Annotated in this window: 14 protein-coding genes; 7 read left to right on the forward strand and 7 right to left on the reverse strand. The window is 64.4% G+C overall.

Annotation, left to right across the window (positions count from 1 at the left end; translation table 11 throughout):
• Window positions 1-150: 150 nt before the first annotated feature.
• Entirely contained in the window at window positions 151-852 is a 702-nt protein-coding gene (rpe, locus tag H7F16_RS08470; protein WP_185797129.1) for a ribulose-phosphate 3-epimerase, read from the forward strand.
• Between the two features lie 49 nt (window positions 853-901).
• Here the strand turns inward: rpe and H7F16_RS08475 are convergent, their stop codons facing one another.
• Entirely contained in the window at window positions 902-2,074 is a 1,173-nt protein-coding gene (locus tag H7F16_RS08475; RefSeq protein ID WP_185797130.1) for an NAD(P)/FAD-dependent oxidoreductase, read from the reverse strand.
• Window positions 2,075-2,193: 119 nt separating this feature from the next.
• Here H7F16_RS08475 and H7F16_RS08480 point away from each other — a divergent pair, with 119 nt between their 5' ends.
• The gene (locus H7F16_RS08480; protein ID WP_185797131.1) at window positions 2,194-2,952 is read left to right on the forward strand and encodes a helix-turn-helix transcriptional regulator; all 759 of its coding nucleotides are present in this window, start codon (window positions 2,194-2,196) and stop codon (window positions 2,950-2,952) included.
• Between the two features lie 309 nt (window positions 2,953-3,261).
• Here the strand turns inward: H7F16_RS08480 and tsf are convergent, their stop codons facing one another.
• The 3 genes from tsf to H7F16_RS08495 all read right to left on the reverse strand — a co-directional run bounded on the left by tsf (window position 3,262) and on the right by H7F16_RS08495 (window position 6,189).
• Window positions 3,262-4,170 (reverse strand): translation elongation factor Ts, encoded by a 909-nt coding sequence (gene tsf, locus H7F16_RS08485; protein WP_185797132.1) that lies wholly within the window; start codon window positions 4,168-4,170, stop codon window positions 3,262-3,264.
• 71 nt (window positions 4,171-4,241) lie between these two features.
• Complete coding sequence (rpsB, locus tag H7F16_RS08490; protein ID WP_185797133.1) at window positions 4,242-5,006, reverse strand: 30S ribosomal protein S2; 765 nt, start codon at window positions 5,004-5,006, stop codon at window positions 4,242-4,244.
• A 223-nt stretch (window positions 5,007-5,229) separates the two neighbouring features.
• The gene (locus tag H7F16_RS08495) at window positions 5,230-6,189 is read right to left on the reverse strand and encodes a homocysteine S-methyltransferase family protein (protein WP_185797134.1); all 960 of its coding nucleotides are present in this window, start codon (window positions 6,187-6,189) and stop codon (window positions 5,230-5,232) included.
• A gap of 188 nt (window positions 6,190-6,377) precedes the next feature.
• Here H7F16_RS08495 and H7F16_RS08500 point away from each other — a divergent pair, with 188 nt between their 5' ends.
• The 3 genes from H7F16_RS08500 to H7F16_RS08510 are packed head-to-tail and all read left to right on the forward strand — an operon-like array spanning window position 6,378 to window position 8,988.
• On the forward strand, window positions 6,378-7,292 hold the full coding sequence (locus H7F16_RS08500) for a PfkB family carbohydrate kinase (protein WP_185797135.1): 915 nt from the start codon (window positions 6,378-6,380) through the stop codon (window positions 7,290-7,292).
• Between the two features lie 50 nt (window positions 7,293-7,342).
• Entirely contained in the window at window positions 7,343-8,251 is a 909-nt protein-coding gene (locus H7F16_RS08505) for a pseudouridine-5'-phosphate glycosidase (protein WP_185797136.1), read from the forward strand.
• A 53-nt stretch (window positions 8,252-8,304) separates the two neighbouring features.
• A complete protein-coding gene (locus H7F16_RS08510; protein WP_185797137.1) occupies window positions 8,305-8,988 on the forward strand; it encodes a DUF502 domain-containing protein in 684 nt (227 codons plus the stop codon).
• A gap of 111 nt (window positions 8,989-9,099) precedes the next feature.
• Here the strand turns inward: H7F16_RS08510 and H7F16_RS08515 are convergent, their stop codons facing one another.
• Entirely contained in the window at window positions 9,100-9,873 is a 774-nt protein-coding gene (locus H7F16_RS08515) for a 3-hydroxybutyrate dehydrogenase (RefSeq protein WP_185797138.1), read from the reverse strand.
• A 316-nt stretch (window positions 9,874-10,189) separates the two neighbouring features.
• Between H7F16_RS08515 and H7F16_RS08520 the strand changes: the two genes are divergently transcribed.
• Both H7F16_RS08520 and H7F16_RS19880 read left to right on the forward strand, forming a co-directional pair.
• The gene (locus tag H7F16_RS08520; RefSeq protein ID WP_422121114.1) at window positions 10,190-12,013 is read left to right on the forward strand and encodes an extracellular solute-binding protein; all 1,824 of its coding nucleotides are present in this window, start codon (window positions 10,190-10,192) and stop codon (window positions 12,011-12,013) included.
• 7 nt (window positions 12,014-12,020) lie between these two features.
• Window positions 12,021-12,143 carry a hypothetical protein gene (locus tag H7F16_RS19880; RefSeq protein WP_277818366.1) on the forward strand — a complete coding sequence of 41 codons (123 nt, stop codon included), beginning with the start codon at window positions 12,021-12,023 and terminating at the stop codon, window positions 12,141-12,143.
• Between the two features lie 57 nt (window positions 12,144-12,200).
• Here H7F16_RS19880 and H7F16_RS08525 read toward each other — a convergent pair whose 3' ends face one another.
• Window positions 12,201-12,791: a hypothetical protein gene (locus H7F16_RS08525; protein WP_185797139.1), complete on the reverse strand. Its 591-nt coding sequence runs from the start codon at window positions 12,789-12,791 to the stop codon at window positions 12,201-12,203.
• 121 nt (window positions 12,792-12,912) lie between these two features.
• Window positions 12,913-13,536: a helix-turn-helix domain-containing protein gene (locus H7F16_RS08530; RefSeq protein WP_185797140.1), complete on the reverse strand. Its 624-nt coding sequence runs from the start codon at window positions 13,534-13,536 to the stop codon at window positions 12,913-12,915.
• Window positions 13,537-13,542 lie beyond the last annotated feature (6 nt).

The raw sequence follows: 13,542 nt of genomic DNA on the forward strand, positions 1-13,542 counted from the left end.
TGTAAAAGACGTCTTTTCGTATGGGTGATAATCGTATAATCTATATTATGTCAAATATTGCCGTGACATTCCGCTTTCTGCAACGAAACTCTGGTCCTGTCGGGTCATGCGCTGTAAAGCCTACACCGGATTGCTGAACCGGAGGTTATCATGGCGTTCCCATCCCCGATCAAGATTGCGCCGTCGATCCTTTCGGCCGATTTCGCGAACTTCGGTGCCGAGTGCCGCGCCATCGAGGCGCAAGGTGCGGACTGGGTGCATGTCGATGTAATGGATGGGCATTTTGTGCCGAACCTGACCTTTGGCCCTGCCACCTGCAAGGCGATCAGACCGCATATCAAAGGGGTCATGGATGTCCATTTGATGATTGCGCCGGTTGACCAGTACATCGAGGCCTATGCTGCGGCGGGTGCCGATGTGATCACCGCGCATCTGGAAAGCGGGCCGCATATTCACCGCACCTTGCAAGCCATTCGGAACACGGGGAAAAAAGCGGGTCTGGCGATCAATCCGGGTTCGGGAATCGATGCGGTGGCGCATCTGCTGGACCTGATCGACCTTGTCTGCGTGATGACGGTCAACCCCGGCTTTGGCGGGCAGAAATTCATTCATTCCCAGATAGATAAGGTGCGTTCTTTGCGTGCCATGTTCGGCGCGCGCCCGATCCATATCGAGATCGACGGCGGCGTGACCGTGGAAACGGCCCCACTTGTCGCGGCGGCCGGGGCCGATGTGCTTGTGGCAGGTTCTGCCGTGTTTTCAGGGGGTTCTGTCGACAACCCCGAGGTTTACGGGCGCAATATCGCGGCAATCCGCAAGGCCGCCGAGAGCGCGGTTGCCGGGCTTGTCTGAGGCGCATGGGGTTGTGCATTCGCGAATGCACAACCGATGCACGCTTTGGTCAAACGATGGCAAGCTCTGCGAAAGGTTTGCCTGACAGCATCCGTTCGACCGAAAGATCCGAGAGGTCGAGCGTCTGCCACCCCCCTGTCAGGATGTGTTCGGCGATGCCGCGACCGACGGCGGGCGCCTGTTGCAGCCCGTGGCCCGAGAAGCCGTTCATCAGGTAAAGGTTCGGCATGTCGGGGTGCGGCCCGAGAATCGCATTTTGATCGAGCGTGTTGTAGGCGTAATGGCCGACCCAGTGCCGGATGACCTTGACCGCATCGAAGCCCGGCGCGCGGTGCCAGAGCGCGGGCCAGATGACATCTTCCCAAAGCTGGAAGTCGGCGTCGAAATCGTCGATGTCGCAGGGTCCGTCGTCGCTGGGCACTGTGGCGGTGACCCATTGGCCGTGTTCGGGACGGATCCAGTAATCCTGATCGATCATCAAGGGTGATCCGGGATGGCGGGCGTTGGGCGCGTCGATCACGAAAACGGTGCGCTTGCGCGGTTCGACCGCGAGGGGAAGGCCGGCCCAGGCCATGACCTCGGCTGCGCGGGGGCCTGCGGCATTGACCGCCTTGGCACAGGCGACATGGCCCCCCTGCCCCAGCGTGACCCCCGTGACGCGGCCCGAGGCGACGGTCAGGCCGGTGACGGTATCGGTGATGAAGCGCGCGCCCTGCGCCTTGGCCGCCGCGCGAAAGCCCGAGAGCAGGCCCATGTTGTCGAAGAAACCTTCGTCGCGCGGGCCGAACGAGGCGGCGACGAGGTCTTCGGTGTTGAGCCACGGAAAGCGGGCGGCGGTTTCGGCGGGGCTTATGATTTCGGTCGCGGCCCCGTGGTTGCGCTGCATGGCGGCAACCTCGGTCAGGGTGTCGCGGGCGGATTCGGTCGTGGCAAGGAAGAGATAGCCGTTCTCGCGCAAGCCAAGGGTCGGGATGCCGACGTCATGGCCAAGGCGGGTCTCGAAATTCTTGATGAAGTCGATGCCGAACCGCGAGATTTCGACGTTCACGGGGTTGGTGAACTGCTGGCGGATTCCGGCGGCCGACAGCGCGGTCGAGGCGCGGGCAAAGGTGGGGTCGCGTTCGACCACCAGAACATCGAGACCGGGGTGGAGTTTCGTCAGCCAGAAGGCCACCGATGCGCCCATGACGGCCCCGCCGATCACCACCACATCTGCCTGCATCGTTCGCTTCCCTTTGGTTCTTGGCCCTCGACAGGGCGCCTGTCGCTTGGTTATGACAGGTAAAGGGACAGGACAACCCGTGCCGGAATTCAGACGGCGGTCGGGAAGAAGGATTTTCTATGAACGGGATTATCGGATTGCTGGTCCGCGTCGCGGAAGCCGGCAACATCGATGCGATTTGGAAGGAAGCGGCGGCATTCTTCGCGACCTGCGGATTTTCAAGGGCGAATTACGGCTATACGCGCTTTCGCCATGACCAGTCGATCGGGAACCCCGACGATGCGCTTTACCTGACAACCGCAGGGCCGGACTATGCGCGGCGCTATTTTGCCGAAGGGCTTTATGCGCGGACGCCCGTGTTCAAATGGGCGCAGGAGAATGTGGGCTGCTGCACCTGGGCATGGGTGCGGGAAAAGGCGGCGCGGGGCGAGTTGACGGCCGACGAGATGGACGCGCTGCGCCAGAATGCGGAAATGGGCATCACGGCGGGGGTGACGGTGAGTTTTCCGCAAAGCTCGAGCCGGTCGAAGGGGGCCTTGGGGCTGATCGCCGATGCGGGGCTGAGCAGCGAGGATGTCGAGGAGATCTGGGCGCGGTGTGGTGCCGAGATTCAGGCCGTGGCGCATATGATGCATCTCAAGATCATCCAGTTGCCCGCCCCCAACCGCAGGCGCAACCTGACCCCGCGGCAGCGCGAGGCGCTGGAATGGGTGGCCGATGGCAAGACCACGGGGGATATCGCCCTGCTGATGGAGGTGTCGCCCGCGATGGTGGAAAAGCACCTGAAGCTTGCGCGCGAGACGCTGGATGTGGAGACCACGGCGCAGGCGGTGGCCAAGGCCGCGCTTTTGAACATGATTTTCAGCAAGCCGGGCTGAAAGGTAGGGAATCCCTTACTTCCGTTACCCGACGTAAAGCAGGACTGTGGCGGGGTTCCGCAATGCGGAGCAAAGGTGATGCGGGAAGATTTGTCCCCGTTTTGCCGAAGGGGTCGGGCTTTTCCCCAAGTCCGGCCTTGTATCTGCCGGTCGGAAATTTCCCCACCGTCCGGCATCTTGCAGTGACCTTGTGCCCTTTCTTCCCCGAGAGGCACAAAAAAACGGTGCGGCCGCAAGGCTCGCACCGTTTTCATTTGTCGAAAGACTTCGGTCGCGAAAGGACTGGCCGGGCGGACCCGGCCAGCGATTTCAGGCCTGCGCCATCTTGGCGACTTCGGCTGCGAAATCTTCTTTCTCTTTCTCGATGCCTTCGCCGACGGCCACACGGGCAAAGCCGGTGATTTCGACGCCGGCTTCTTTCGCGGCCTGTTCAACGGTCAGGTCGGGATTGATGACGAAAGCCTGACCCAGAAGCGTGACTTCGGAGAGGAACTTTTTCATCCGGCCCGGAATGATGTTGTTCTGGATCACGGCTTCGGGCTTCGGCTTGGCCGAGGCTGCGTTCTCTTCCAGCGCCTTGGCGGTCTGCACGGCGAGTTCGCGTTCGACCACGGTCGGGTCGAGCGAGGCTTCCGACAGCGCCAGCGGCGAGGTGGCCGCGATGTGCATGGCGAATTGCTTGCCGATGGCCTGCGCCTTGGCGGCATCGCCCTTCAGCGCCACGAGAACGCCGATCTTGCCCATGCCTTCGGTCGCGGCGTTATGCACGTAGGAGACGACGGTGTCGCCTTCCAGCACGTGCATGCGGCGCAGGGTCATGTTCTCGCCGATGCGGGCGATGGCGTTCTGGATCACGGTCTCGACCGGCTCGCCGTTGAGGTGGGCGGCTTTGAGAACCTCGATCGACTCGCCGGTTTCGAGGGCGAGTTTGGTCACTTCGCGGACGAGCGACTGGAAATCGGCGTTCTTGCCGACGAAGTCGGTTTCCGAGTTGATTTCCACGGCAACGCCGCGGCCATCGGTCACCGAGACGCCGACGAGGCCTTCGGCGGCGACGCGGTCGGCTTTCTTGGCGGCCTTGGCAAGGCCCTTGGTGCGCAGCCAGTCAACGGCGGCTTGCATGTCGCCGTTGGTTTCGGTGAGTGCCTTTTTGGCATCCATCATGCCTGCGCCGGTGGAATCGCGCAGTTCTTTGACCATTGCAGCGGTGACGGTCATGTCAGACTCCATGTATCGAATTGAATGACCCGGCAGCTAAGGCTGCCGGGTAAATGTCGTATGACAGCCGATCAGGCTTCGACGTCGGCGACGGCTTCTTCTTCGGGCGCGGTTTCCAGCGCGCCGATGTCGACGCCGGCGGCACCGAGCTGGGCCGACATGCCGTCGAGCGCGGCACGGGCGATCAGGTCGCAGTAGAGGGCGATGGCGCGCGCGGCGTCATCGTTGCCGGGGATCAGGTAGTCCACGCCCTTGGGCGAGCAGTTGGTGTCGACGACGGCGACGACCGGGATCCCGAGCTTTTGCGCTTCGAGGATGGCGAGGTCTTCCTTGCCCACGTCGATGATGAAGATCAGGTCGGGGGTGCCGCCCATTTCACGGATGCCGCCGAGCGAGGCTTGCAGTTTGTTCTGCTCGCGCTCGAGGTTCAGGCGCTCTTTCTTGGTGAGGCCTTCGGCGCCGTGGGCCATCAGCTCGTCGATCTGCTTCAGGCGCTGGATCGATTTCGAGACGGTCTGCCAGTTGGTCAGCGTGCCACCGAGCCAGCGGTGGTTCATGTAGAACTGGGCGCATTTCTCGGCGGCTTCGGCGATGGCTTTCTGGGCCTGACGCTTGGTGCCGACGAAGAGGATGCGGCCGCCCTTGGCGACGGTGTCGCGCACGACTTTGAGCGCCTGGTCCAGCATGGGAACAGTCTGCGTCAGGTCGATGATGTGGATGCCGTTGCGGTCACCGTAGATGTATTCGCCCATGCGCGGGTTCCAGCGCTGGGTTTGGTGGCCGTAGTGAACGCCAGCTTCAAGCAGTTGGCGCATGGTGAACTCGGGAAGAGCCATGTCTTTATCCTTTCCGGTTTGGACCTTGGCGAAGCTGTCTCAGGGGCGGATGCCCCCAACCGGCGGACTTTGCGGGATTTCTCCCCGCAAGGCCCAAGCCTCGCCTGTGAAGTGGCGGTGCCTTAGCGGGTTTCGGGGGGGGGCGCAAGCCCTGCCCTGCCCTGCGGCGGCAAAAGGCCCGCGCGCGGCATGTTTCAGCGCGGGATGTTTCAGCGCGGGACGTTCAGGCGCGGGCCTGCCGCGCCGTGCCGTGATGCAGGCAGGTTTCGCCCGCAGCCGAGATGTGGCGGTGATCGGTGCCGCAGCAGCCGCCGATGAGCCTGAGGTTCGGCAGGGCCTGCGCCACGGCGCCATAGAGCGCGCCGAAATCCTGCGGGTCGCCGTCGTCGAGGCTGGTCATGCTGTCCAGCACGGCATGCGAGGCCCGCGAGGCATTGGCGCGCAGGCCGCCGATGCGCTGCGTCCAGTCCTGCGCGGGGTCGAAGAGATGGGCGAAATGTTCGGGATGGGCGCAATTGACCATGTACCAGAGCGGCGGGGTTTCGAGTTGCTCGACATCGTAGATCGCCTCGTCGAGCGGTTGGCCCGAGGGAAGGCGCCCGTCGGTCTCGACGGTGAAGGAGATGACGCAAGGCAGCCCGACGGCGGCGGCGGCCCCCGCGATGCCGATGGCTTCGGTGACATAGGTCATGGTCATGGCGGTGACGAGGTCGACCCCGGCGAGGGCGAGGGCCTCGATCTGGACGGCATGGGCCATGCGGGCGTGCCATGCCGACATTTCTTGGTCGATGCGGTAGCCATCGCCCGCGGGGCCGATGACGCCGTTGATGACGGTGGGCACATCGGGCCAGCGGTCGCGGAGGGTTCGGGCAAAATCGGTGGCGCGGGCATTGGCGGTGGCGATGGCGGCATGGTCGAGCCCCATGCGTTCGCCCCAGACCTGCCCTGCCCGCCATGTCGCGGTATCGAGGACGAACCCCGTGCCATTGGCGCGGGCGAGTGAAAGGAACCCGTCGAAATAGTCGCCCAAGGCCGCTTCGCCCCGCGCATCGCCGAGCAGGGTGAAGGCGGCGAAATCGGGCAGATCGAAGCCCCTGTTGTAGATCAGGTCCGTTTCGAGGCCGCCATCGGCAAGCCAGGGCCTGCGGGTTTCGATCAGGCCGGAAAGTGCTGTGGGGGCCATTTTTGGGTTCCGATGCAAGGGGAAAAGGGAATTCGGGAAAAAAGCGCAGGCGAGTTCCGCAAAACGATAGCAGGAAACCGGACATGTCGAAAGAATTTCATCGCAGGCCACCAGATGTGGGGCCAAGGCCGTGGATGGGCGGGTTGCTTCTCTTGCCAGTGCGGGGGGCTGGCCTTTAGAAAGGGGGGATGAACGCCAAGCCCCCCTTGCCCGCCCGACCCGATATCCTGTGCATCGGTTCCGTCCTTTGGGACATTATCGGCCGGTCCCATCTGGCGATGCGGCAGGGATCGGATGTGCCCGGCCGGATCACCCGGCTGCCGGGGGGTGTTGCAATGAACATCGCCATGACCTTGGCGCGGTTCGGGCTGCGGCCTGCGGTGCTGACCGCGATAGGCCGCGATGACGAGGGGGACGAGCTGGTTGCCGCCTGCGGGCGGCTGGGTGTCGAGACGGGGTTTGCCTATCGCTCGGAGGATTTGCCGACAGACCGCTACATGGCGGTCGAGGGGGCGAACGGGCTGATCGCCGCCGTTGCGGATGCCCATTCGCTCGAGGCGGCGGGAGACAAGATATTGCGCCCCTTGGCGGACGGGTCGCTCGGGTCGGGTGCGGCGCCCTGGGGGGGGGCGATCGCGCTGGACGGGAACCTGACGGCGGCGCTGCTGGCCGAGATCGCGCGCTCGCCCCTGTTTGCGGCGGCCGATCTGCGGGTGGCCCCGGCCTCACCGGGCAAGGCCGAGCGGTTGTTGCCGTTGCTGGGCCATGCGGGGGCGGTGCTTTACGTCAACCTCGAGGAAGCGGGATTGCTGGCAAAGGTCGAGTTTCCCGATGCGGTGGCGGCGGCCGAGGGGCTGCTGGCGCGCGGTGCGGGGCGGGTGCTGGTGACCGATGGCGGGCGGACCTGCGCCGAAGGCAGCCGCGGGCTGGGCGTGATTTCCGGTGTGCCGCCCAAGGTGATGGTGGCGCGGGTGACGGGCGCGGGCGATACGTTCATGGCCGCGCATATCGTGGCCGAAAAGCGCGGGGCGGGCCGCGAGGACGCTTTGCAGGCTGCCATCCGCGCGGCGGCGGTTTATGTGGGTGGCGAGGTTCCGGCCTGACCGGCCGGCCAAAGACGGCGGGAGAGCCGCTTCGAGACAAAGGACAGGATATGCTGCCGCTGACATTTGCCCCCGAGGTCGACGCCGCGTTGAAGGCGGGAAAGCCCGTGGTGGCGCTGGAATCGACGATCATCACCCACGGGATGCCATGGCCGCAGAACGTCGAGACCGCGCGGGCGGTCGAGGCGGCGGTGCGGGCCGAGGGGGCGGTGCCGGCCACGATGGCCGTGACGGGCGGGCGCATCCATGTAGGGCTGACGGATGCCGGGCTGGAGGCGCTTGGTCAGGCGAAGGACGTGGCGAAGCTGAGCCGCGCCGATCTGGCCGCCTGCCTTGCCACAGGGGGAACGGGGGCCACGACGGTCGCGGCCACGATGATCTGCGCGCGGCTGGCGGGGATTTCGGTCTTTGCCACGGGTGGCATCGGCGGGGTGCATCGCGGGGCCGAGACGAGTTTCGACATCTCCGCCGATCTGGCGGAACTGGCGCAGACGGCCGTGACGGTGGTGGCCGCAGGGGCGAAGGCGATTCTCGACCTGCCCAAGACGCTGGAATATCTGGAAACGGCGGGTGTGCCGGTGATCGCCTACGGGCAAGACGATTTTCCCGCCTTCTGGTCGCGGTCATCGGGGTTGAAGGCGCCCTTGCGGATGGACAGTGCCGAAGCGATTGCCGCCGCGCACCGGATGCGGGGAAGGCTTGGCCTGCCGGGCGGGCAATTGGTGGCCAATCCGATTCCGGCGGGTGACGAGATCGCGCGGGGCGAGATCATGCCCGTGATCGAGGCGGCGCTGGCCGAGGCCGCTGCCAAGGGGATCGCCGCGAAGGCGGTGACGCCCTTTCTGCTGGGACGCATCTTCGAGCTGACCGAAGGGCGGTCGCTGGCGGCCAATATCGCCCTTGTGCTGAACAATGCGCGTCTGGGCGCAAGGATCGCGGCGGCGCTCTCCAAAGGGTGATTGTGCGGCGCGGTTCCGCTTCATAGATTGGGCGGAATGGAAAAGGCGCGCAGATGACAGTGAATACGGGGCCGAAGCGGGGTTTCCTTGCAGGGCTGAGGACGAGTTTCCTGACGGGGCTGGTGGTGGTTCTGCCTGTCGGGCTTACGCTATGGCTGACATGGTCGGCGATAGGGTGGCTTGATGGCTGGATTCTGCCGCTGATTCCGGCGGCCTATCAGCCCGAGGCCATCGTCCACCGGATCTTCGGACCCGAGGCGACCTTTCCGCTGCGCGGTGTGGGCGTCGCGGTGTTTCTGGTCTTTACCGTCATCATCGGCTGGATGGCGCGGGGGCTGATCGGGCGGTCGCTGGTGCGGCAGGCCGAGGCGCTGGTCGACCGCGTTCCGGTGGTGCGGTCGGTCTATGGCGGCTTCAAGCAGATCGCGGAAACCGTGTTCAGCCAGAAGGAAAAGAGCTTTGACCGGACCTGCCTGATCCGCTTTCCGCAAGAGGGGACATGGGCGGTCGGGCTGGTGGCGAGCAAGCCGCGCGGCGAGATCGCGATGAAGCTGCCGCAGGGCGAGGAGATGATCGCGGTCTTCGTGGCGCTGACGCCGCTGACGTCGGGGATGCTGCTTTACGTGCCGGCGGCGGATGTGGTGATGCTGGACATGAAGCCGGACGAGGCGGCCAAGCTGATCGTCTCGGGCGGGCTGGTCTATCCGGCGCATAAAGAGCCGTTGCTGGCGAAGTAAGCAGAATTTGACGCAAATTCCGCGACGATTTCTGGTGCAGAAATCGGGGGCGCGGGGCTGGCCGCCGGAGTTTGCGCCAGAGTCCGGTGCGGGCCCGGACGTCAGACTTTGCTAGAGCGCCGTCCAGCCGCCGTCGACGCTGATCGTGGTGCCGGTGATCTGGTCGGCGGCGGGCGAGCAGAGGAATAGGGTCGTGCCGCCGATCTGTTCGGTGGTGGCGAATTGGCGCGAGGGCTGGCGTTGCAGCATCACCTCGCGGATCACCGTTTCGCGGTCCATGTTGTGGACCTTCATCTGGTCGGGAATCTGCGCCTCGACGAGGGGGGTCAGGACGTAGCCGGGGCAGATGGCGTTGCAGGTGATGCCCTGCCCCGCGGTTTCGAGTGCGACGGTCTTGGACAGCCCGACCACGCCATGCTTGGCGGCGATATAGGCCGATTTGAACGGGCTTGCCGTCAGGCCGTGGGCCGAGGCGATGTTGACGATGCGGCCCCAGCCGCGCTGGCGCATGAAGGGAAGCGCCGCCGCCGAGGTGTGGAAGGCGGACGAGAGGTTGATCGCGATGATCTGGTCCCATTTCTCGGCCGGGAATTCATCGACCGGGGCGACGAACTGGATGCCGGCGTTGTTCACGAGGATGTCGCAGCCCCCTGCCCGTTCGACCAGGGCGCGGCACGCGTCGCCGCGCGACATGTCGGCGGCGATGTAGCGCGCCTTGATGCCGAAGTTCGAGCCGATGCGGGCGGCGAGCGCGTGGTCTTCGGGGCGGTCGGTGAAGCTGTTCAGGACGATGTCTGCCCCTGCCCGCGCCAGTTCCTCGGCCACGCCGAGACCGATGCCCGAGTTCGAGCCGGTGACGATGGCGGTCTTTCCCTTGAGGATCATCTGACGCTCCCGCTTCATGCTGCTTTGCGGCAGGATGGCATGCTGCGGGTGCGAAATCCAGCGCTGCGGATTCGCGGATCGCGTGATTTTTCGGCAGGGAAGGCCCGCGACGGATGCGCATCGGGCAGAAAAAAACGCCGGCACAAGGCCGGCGTTCAGTTATTGAGGCAGGTTTCATACAGGCAAGAAACCTATCGAGCAGTGGGTCTTATATACGCCGCCTGATCGCGGGGGCCAAGTTAAAAGTTTGAAACTGCTGGGATGCGGGCTTAGGCTTGCCCCCAAGCAGGAAAGACCGTGGAGGATTGTTGCCAGTATGAGACACGTTGTTTTGCAGGCATTGCGTGGTGCTGCCGTAGCTTTCGCAATCTGGATGCCCGAGGCGGCGCTTCGGGCCGAGGAGGTGGTGCCGACTCATGGCATAGCTATGTATGGCGCCCCTGCCCTTCCCCCTGATTTTGTGTCTTTGCCCTATGCCAACCCCGATGCACCCAAGGGCGGGAAGATCATCTTCGGGGAAAGCGGTGGTTTCGATTCGCTCAACCCGTTCATCGTGAACGGCATCGCGCCGAGCGGGATCACCGGCTACACGGTCGAGACGCTGATGGGCCGGTCGATCGACGAACCCTTCACGCTTTACGGGCTTTTGGCAGAATCGATTCGCACCGATGCCGCGCGGAGTTACGTGGAATTCACGCTCAATCCTGCGGCCCGATTCTCGGACGGCAGCCCCGTGACGGTCGAGGATGTGATCTGGTCTTTCGAGACGCTCGGCACGCTGGGGCAGCCGCGCTATGCCGCAGCATGGAAGAAGATCGCCAAGACGGAACAGACGGGCGAGCGGTCGGTCAAGTTCACCTTCAACACCGAGGACCGCGAGTTGCCGCTGATCCTCGGCCTGCGCCCCGTTTTGAAAAAGGCGCAGTGGGAGGGGAAGGATTTCACCGCCTCGACGCTTGAAGCGCCCATCGGGTCGGGGCCTTATGTGGTGGACGCGGTCGATCCGGGCAAGTCGATCAGCTACAGGCGCAATCCCGACTGGTGGGGCCGCGACCTGCCGTTCAACCGCGGGCTCTATAACCTCGACGAAATCCGCTACGAGTATTTCGGGGACGCGGGCGTTGTGTTCGAGGCGTTCAAGGCGGGCGACATCACCAGCTGGCGCGAGACCAATCCGGTGAAGTGGGAGCAGAACTATACCTTCCCCGCCGTGACCGAAGGCAGCGTGGTCAAGGAGGTCATCCCGCACAAGCGGCCCTCGGGGATCGAGGGGTTCGTGTTCAACACGCGCAAGCCGATGTTTGCGGATTGGCGGGTGCGCGAGGCGCTGACCTATGCGTTCAACTTCGAGCTGGTGAACAAGACGCTGAACGGGGGCATTCCGCCGCGCATCACATCCTATTTCGCCAATTCGACGCTGGGGATGCAGGCGGGTGCGCCTGCCGAAGGGCGGGTCGCGGAATTGCTGGCCCCGTTCAAGGACCAGCTTTTGCCCGGTGCGCTGGAAGGCTACAGCCTGCCGGTTTCGGACGGGAGCGAGGCCAACCGCAAGAACGTGCGCGCGGCGGCGAAGCTGCTGGAAGAGGCCGGATGGACGGTGCAGGACGGTGCGCTGAAGAACGCCAAGGGCGAGCCTTTTGCCTTTGAGATCCTGATCACCAACGGGGCCGATGACATCATCAACGCCGCGACGATCTATGTCGAGGCGTTGAAGCGGCTGGGGATCGACGCGCGGGTGACCACGGTGGATTCGGCGCAATACAAGGAACGGACGACGAATTACGATTTCGACATGACGCATTACGTCCGGTCGCTTTCGCTGTCGCCGGGGAACGAGCAGACCCTGTATTGGGGGTCGGCGGGTGTGACCGAGCCGGGATCGCGCAACTGGATGGGGATGAATTCGCCCGCCGCCGAGGCGCTGATCGCGGGGCTGCTGGCTGCCGCCGATCCGGCCGAGTTCCGCGACCATGTCGAAGCACTGGATCGTGTCTTGACCACGGGGCGCTACGTTATACCCATCTGGTATTCGGATGTGTCGCGCTTGGCCTATGCCAAGGGCTTGCACCATCCCGACCGTTTGCCGATCTATGGCGATTGGCCGGGGTTCCAGCCGGATGTCTGGTGGTATCAGGAATGAGGGCGTGATGCGCAAGCTGCTGATTTTGGGTGTGGTGGCTGTGGTCCTTGCGGGCTGCAACACGGTTTCCGGCGCGGGGCAGGATATCTCTGCCGGTGCCAACACGGTTCAGGGGTGGTTCAACCGCTGACGACGCGGGCCGGACCGTTGCGTCCGGCCCCCGTTCGCCTGCCGTGGCAAAAGCCGGTCAGGCCCGGGCCAGCCTTTCGGCAAAGCGGACAAAGACCACCAGCAGGAACAGGGACGCCACGACGCCGGTGACATCGCCCAGGAACCGCGCCGATGCGGTGGTAAGGTCGTTGCCGTAAAACAGGGCCGTGCCGATCCCGTTGATGATCGAGGCAAGGCCGCCGACCAGCGCCAGTTCGAGCCAATGCACGCGCTTGCCCTTGGCGGGATAAAGATCGACGCCGAGGCGCAAGAGCGCCTCGAACACCATGACGGCGCAGACGACCCCGGCCAGAGAGGCGAGGAGTTCGGAAAGCGCGAAGTCGAACCCGTCAAGATAGACATGACCTGCCAGCGAGGCGGGAAGCAGCAGGATGACCGAGCGCCAGCGGTAGAGCCACGCCGTCAGAACCCGCACCCCGTGGGGCAGGAACAGAAGGCTGGCGTGATTGGCATATTCGGGCAGGACTTTCAGTTGCAGCGGCATGAGAAGCGCAAAGGTCGCGACCATCGCCAGACCGTAGGCGAGCATCACGAGGGCGGCAGGAATGAGATAGCGCGAGGCGAGTCTATGCACGTGCAGGCTTTCGGGCGGAGTGGTAGGCCACATTCGTCGGAACGGGGTCTGCAATCCATAGATACTTTCGACATATCCCTACTCGGCCGGATAGCGGTCGCGCCGCAAGGCAGGCGTGTCTGATGCATGTGTGGGGGGGCGGGCGGCCTGCTGCCTAGACCAGCGAGGTGACCCAGAGGATGGTCGCATCCTCGTCGGACAGGCTGATGACGTTATGGCCCATGCTGGCATCGTAATAGGCGCTGTCGCCGCGGCGCAGGTCTACGGGTTCGTAGAATTCGCTGTAAAGGCGGATGACGCCGGTGAGGACATAGAGAAATTCCTCGCCATCGTGGCGGACCCAGCCGTTGAATTCGTCGATGTCGCGGGCGCGGATGCGGGCGCGGTAGGGCAGCATCTGCTTGCGCGTCATCTGCGCGGCGAGGAGTTCGTGTTCGTAAGTGGCGGTGGCGTGGCCCTGCCCCTCGCCCGCCTTGGTCGTGGTCATGCGGCCGGAAACCTGCGCCTTGGACGGCGGGGTGAAAAGCTGGGGCACGGTGATGGACAGGCCTTCGGCCAGTTTCTTGAGCGCCTCGTAGGTGGGCGACATCTGGCCGTTTTCGATTTTCGAGAGGGTCGAGCGGGCGAGACCGGCCTGTCCTGCGGCCTGTTCCAGCGTCCAGCCGCGCGCCTTGCGCAATTCGCGGACCCGTTCGCCCAGGTTGAGGGGGGCGACAGGGGTATCGGCACCGCTTTCGCGGGCGATGCGGATCATAGATTTTGGATCGCTACCAGCCATGCAGAG

Source organism: Paragemmobacter straminiformis, from assembly GCF_014243445.1.
Lineage (GTDB): Bacteria > Pseudomonadota > Alphaproteobacteria > Rhodobacterales > Rhodobacteraceae > Paragemmobacter > Paragemmobacter straminiformis.

Coding starts and splice junctions, on each gene's coding strand:
- rpe (WP_185797129.1), top strand. CDS start 151: ATGGCGTTCCCATCCCCGATCAAGATTGCGCCGTCGATCCTTTCGGCC.
- H7F16_RS08475 (WP_185797130.1), bottom strand. CDS start 2,074: ATGCAGGCAGATGTGGTGGTGATCGGCGGGGCCGTCATGGGCGCATCG.
- H7F16_RS08480 (WP_185797131.1), top strand. CDS start 2,194: ATGAACGGGATTATCGGATTGCTGGTCCGCGTCGCGGAAGCCGGCAAC.
- tsf (WP_185797132.1), bottom strand. CDS start 4,170: ATGACCGTCACCGCTGCAATGGTCAAAGAACTGCGCGATTCCACCGGC.
- rpsB (WP_185797133.1), bottom strand. CDS start 5,006: ATGGCTCTTCCCGAGTTCACCATGCGCCAACTGCTTGAAGCTGGCGTT.
- H7F16_RS08495 (WP_185797134.1), bottom strand. CDS start 6,189: ATGGCCCCCACAGCACTTTCCGGCCTGATCGAAACCCGCAGGCCCTGG.
- H7F16_RS08500 (WP_185797135.1), top strand. CDS start 6,378: ATGAACGCCAAGCCCCCCTTGCCCGCCCGACCCGATATCCTGTGCATC.
- H7F16_RS08505 (WP_185797136.1), top strand. CDS start 7,343: ATGCTGCCGCTGACATTTGCCCCCGAGGTCGACGCCGCGTTGAAGGCG.
- H7F16_RS08510 (WP_185797137.1), top strand. CDS start 8,305: ATGACAGTGAATACGGGGCCGAAGCGGGGTTTCCTTGCAGGGCTGAGG.
- H7F16_RS08515 (WP_185797138.1), bottom strand. CDS start 9,873: ATGATCCTCAAGGGAAAGACCGCCATCGTCACCGGCTCGAACTCGGGC.
- H7F16_RS08520 (WP_422121114.1), top strand. CDS start 10,190: ATGAGACACGTTGTTTTGCAGGCATTGCGTGGTGCTGCCGTAGCTTTC.
- H7F16_RS19880 (WP_277818366.1), top strand. CDS start 12,021: ATGCGCAAGCTGCTGATTTTGGGTGTGGTGGCTGTGGTCCTTGCGGGC.
- H7F16_RS08525 (WP_185797139.1), bottom strand. CDS start 12,791: ATGTGGCCTACCACTCCGCCCGAAAGCCTGCACGTGCATAGACTCGCC.
- H7F16_RS08530 (WP_185797140.1), bottom strand. CDS start 13,536: ATGGCTGGTAGCGATCCAAAATCTATGATCCGCATCGCCCGCGAAAGC.